The following is a 4,056-nucleotide window of genomic DNA, read 5'->3' on the forward strand; positions in this document are numbered from 1 at the left end:
TTAATCGTTGGTACAATAAATTAAAAAGTTATTATTATGCTGCATTACGAAACGGGAGGAGTTCAAAAGAGGGTCAAAGATATTCAAAAAGATTAAGCAAGTTAGACAGCAAGCGTCATAATCAAATCAAAGATTTCTTTCATAAAGTGAGTTTTAACATTGTGAAAGTAGCAAAAGAACATCGCATCGATACCATCATTATCGGTAAAAATATGGATTGGAAACAGAAAGTCGCTTTAGGCTCCAAAAATAATCAAAATTTTGTTCAAATCCCACATGCGATGTTGGTGTCAATGATTCGGTACAAAGCAAATACCGAGGGCATAGCCGTCATTGAAACAGAAGAAAGCTATACATCTCGAGCAAGCTTTTTAGATGAAGACCCGATCCCAACCTACAAATCGGGGGAAAAAAGTGATGACATCTTTAGCGGAAAGCGAATCTCGAGAGGGATGTACCGTTCAAAAAAAGGAATTTTAATCAACGCCGATGTAAATGGCTCGGTGAATATACTAAGAAAAGTAGTCCCAAAGGCATTTGCCAACGGGATAGCGGTTGTGTGTACCCAGCCTCTAGCGGTCAATGTGCATTAGCACCAACCCTGAAACCTGCGACTTCAGTCGTAGGAGGTTCATGGACCGGAAAAATCGGAAATTGTAATCGGGGAAGTATTGAAGGATAGAGGGGGGAGAGAAGACATCGTACTTGCAACAAAAGGCGCGCATAAATTTGTCGGAGAGCAGGTGCAAGTAGATAATTCTCCTGACTTTTTGAAAAAGTCGGTGGAGGAAAGTTTGAAAAGGTTGCAGACCGACTATATCGATCTTTACTATATTCATTTTCCTGATAAAGACACACCAAAGGATGAGGCGGTCGGAGCGCTCAAAGAAATGAAAGATAAAGGGATGATCAGAGCAATTGGCGTATCCAATTTCTCTATGGAGCAATTGTTAGAGGCCAATAAAGATGGCTATATTGATGTTTATCAAGGTGGATACAACCTTATTGACCGCACAGCGGAAAAAGAATTGCTCCCATATATGAGAGATCATCATATTTCATTTGTTCCATATTTTCCATTAGCATCTGGATTGTTAACTGGTAAATACGATAAAAATACAGTGCTTACTGAAGCTCAGCTAAAAAGACGTCAATTTCAGGGGCAGGATTATATGAATAATCTAGAAAAGGTGGAGATGCTCCGTAAAATTGCTGATGAAAAAGGAGCAAAGATAAGTCATGTTGTTTTAGCTTGGTATTTGACAAGAGATACAATTGATTCTGTTATTCCAGGGGCTAAAAGACCTGATCAAGTTATGGAAAATTTGAAAACTCTAGATACGCATTTAACGGAGGAAGAGATTCAAGAAATCGACCGTATTTTTAGTGAATAAAGAAAGGGCTTAGCGGCCCTTTCTTTGTGTTTGTTAAGTAAATTATAAAATTTTAGCGTGTGGATAAGTTCTAACAGGAAGGTTTGTCGTCCAGCTCCAGCGCCTAGCGACTAGCAAATTTACGTCTTCTTCCTACGATAAGTCAACATCGGCTCATGCTTCGCCGTGTTTCCTTTATCTCAGGCCAACAGGATGTTGGTCAGAACGGCGTTGCGCCAGGACGGCGCGTTTTTAGCCGTTCATCCTTATTATTAAAATTTGTACGTCGCTAAACAGGCGCTTGCGCTTTTGTTCTTTAAAATGTTTTTGTACTGTCCGAAGGGACATTCCTAGTTTTCGGTTCAGGAACACGAGAAAGCAAAACAATACCGATAATGAAGAGAATGACTAAACTGAATACCCCATAAGAAGTATTACCGGTAATTTGTGCTGTAACTCCAAGTAAAATTGGCCCCATGACAGCAGCGAACTTTCCGATAATATTATAAAACCCAAAAAATTCATTAGACTTTTCCTTGGGGATCATTTTAGCATAGTAAGAACGGCTCAACGCCTGAATTCCTCCTTGTGACGTAGCAACGAGCATGGCTAAAATCCAAAAATCTAATGCAGTTTTTAAGAAGAATGCGTAAATACATACGATGATATAAACAAATATTCCAACATAAAGCATCTTCTTTCCTGTGAACCTTTCTGACAGCTTGCCAAATAAAATGGAAAAGGGAGCGGCTACAACTTGAGTAAAGAATAAGACAATCAATAAAGTAGTGGCAGATAGCCCTAAATCTGTTCCGTAGGCGGTTGACATCGAAATGATGGTTCCGACGCCATCAATATAAAAGAAGTAAGCTAGCAAAAACAGGAATAATGCCCGATACTTTCGGATATCTTTAAAGGTAGTCCCAAGGCGCTTAAAACTGTTAATAATTGGTTTAGATTCCCGTTCAATATAATGGAGTTGATAGACGTTTTTAAACATTGGAATCGAAAAGACGCCCCACCAGATGGCCGTGATTAAGAAGGCAATTCTACTTGCAGCTGCTGGAGAAAGCGGGAGAATTTCTTTTTGGGACAACAAAATAATCGCGATGCTAATTATAAATGGAATTGTACTGCCGATATACCCCAACCCATATCCACGAGTAGAGACTCGGTTCATTTTCTCTTCAGTCGTGATATCAACAAGGAAAGCGTCATAGAAAATATTAGCACCAGAAAATCCAATTGTAGCAATCGTATAACAAATTAATAGTGGGAGCCATTGTTCCCCAGGAATGAAAGCAAGTGAGGCAGTTGCCCCGGCTCCTAAGATAAAAAAGAAAGTAAAAAACTTTTTCTTATAGCCCTGATAATCGGCAATTGTCCCTAGGATTGGGCTAAGTAATGCCAAAATAAACGTTGCAATTGCAATCGTATAACCAAGATAGGCAGTCGAGTTAACATCACTGACCCCTGCAGCTGAAGCAACCGATTTGTAAAAAATAGGGAATACCGCTGTCGTAATGATAATAGAATAGGCTGAATTTGCCCAATCATATAAGATCCAGCTTTTTTCTCCCTTTGTAAATGTCCCCATAGTATCATCTCCTTTTTTCTATTATATTTGATGTGCAATTTGAATAGTTTAGATAATTAAAATTAATTAAGTTCATCTCTTAAAAATAATATCGATTACTTTTCCGTCCGTCTCACCTAGATGGATCCCCAACAATTTAGCCAGAGTTGGTCCTTCATCTGCAAGGTGCATGGTAGGTATAATCTGTTTCTTTCGGATCCCTTTTCCAGAGGCTATGAAAACGGTTGTGTAATCTTCCTTTTCTGGAGAATATCCATGGGCTGCATGTGTGTAGCGTTTTTCTATCACATCTGTTTCTGTTATTTCGTCAATAAAATTTCCTTCCCAGCTCTCGTGAAAATAAAATCCTTGGCGAGCTTCTAACATAAAAGCGGCATGGGGATCAGCACCCCTTTTTGCGGCTTCCTTACCTGTCATTATGTTTTCAATTCCATTTTCTTTATGATCTAAAAGCTCCTGTAGAAGACTTAGAATGGCGTCTTTTGTAAGCAAATCATTGTCATCTTGTAAGTAAATATAGGCAGAGCCATCACAACTTTTGCAGTATGCTTTCCAAGCATCGACTTTACCACGCTCATTAATGTGGAGGAGGCCGTGTTCCTTTAGTAATCCATTTATTTTAATAGCCTTTGATTCATCAAGCGCACTATGATCTCCTAAAGCGATAAGAGTAGTATTTTCATAGACTCCTGTTGTTGTGAGGGCATCGATGATTCTTCCAAGTCGTTTATCGTGACGAATCAGGGCAGCATGGGCTTCAGATGAGGAAAACCCGTGAAGATGCCGTTGAGTATCAAGATCAGTAAAGTGGATTAGCATCAAGTTCGGTCTTTTCGCATGGATTGTATGTACAGCTGATTCAAGGACAAAATCATCTAATTCAGGTTGGCTCAATCCTTTCCGAATATGACCAAACCGTCTATTCATATCAAGTTGATAGAAAAAGCTGCCATTCAGAAGGGATACTGTTATTTGATTGAGCCAAGGGCGATTTGCAAAAATTTCAGGCATATGATAATCAATATTTGCCTTTGCAGTTACTGGCCAAAGAAGGGCGGCTGTTTTCATTCCAGCCCTTTTTGCTTC

3 protein-coding genes and 1 pseudogene are annotated in these 4,056 nt (G+C 39.3%); 2 read left to right on the top strand and 2 right to left on the bottom strand.

Annotated features, from left to right (window positions below):
• Both BN1243_RS15080 and BN1243_RS15085 read left to right on the top strand, forming a co-directional pair.
• Positions 1-593, top strand: a 593-nt coding sequence (locus tag BN1243_RS15080; protein WP_084781948.1) for an IS200/IS605 family accessory protein TnpB-related protein, incomplete at its 5' end; no start/stop codon positions are given.
• Between the two features lie 36 nt (positions 594-629).
• A pseudogene (locus BN1243_RS15085) lies at positions 630-1,394 on the top strand (aldo/keto reductase); the annotation flags it as partial.
• Between the two features lie 295 nt (positions 1,395-1,689).
• On the opposite strand, the gene BN1243_RS15090 reads toward BN1243_RS15085, so the two are convergent.
• Together BN1243_RS15090 and BN1243_RS15095 are read right to left on the bottom strand one after the other, a co-directional pair.
• On the bottom strand, positions 1,690-2,970 hold the full coding sequence (locus tag BN1243_RS15090) for an MFS transporter (RefSeq protein WP_062108134.1): 1,281 nt from the start codon (positions 2,968-2,970) through the stop codon (positions 1,690-1,692).
• 72 nt (positions 2,971-3,042) lie between these two features.
• Positions 3,043-4,056: alkaline phosphatase family protein (locus tag BN1243_RS15095; protein WP_062108135.1), on the bottom strand; the 1,014-nt coding region annotated here is incomplete at its 5' end.

The sequence above is a fragment of the Bacillus niameyensis genome (assembly GCF_001375535.1).
GTDB classification, from domain to species: domain Bacteria; phylum Bacillota; class Bacilli; order Bacillales; family Bacillaceae_C; genus Lederbergia; species Lederbergia niameyensis.

Coding starts and splice junctions, on each gene's coding strand:
- BN1243_RS15090 (WP_062108134.1), bottom strand. CDS start 2,970: ATGGGGACATTTACAAAGGGAGAAAAAAGCTGGATCTTATATGATTGG.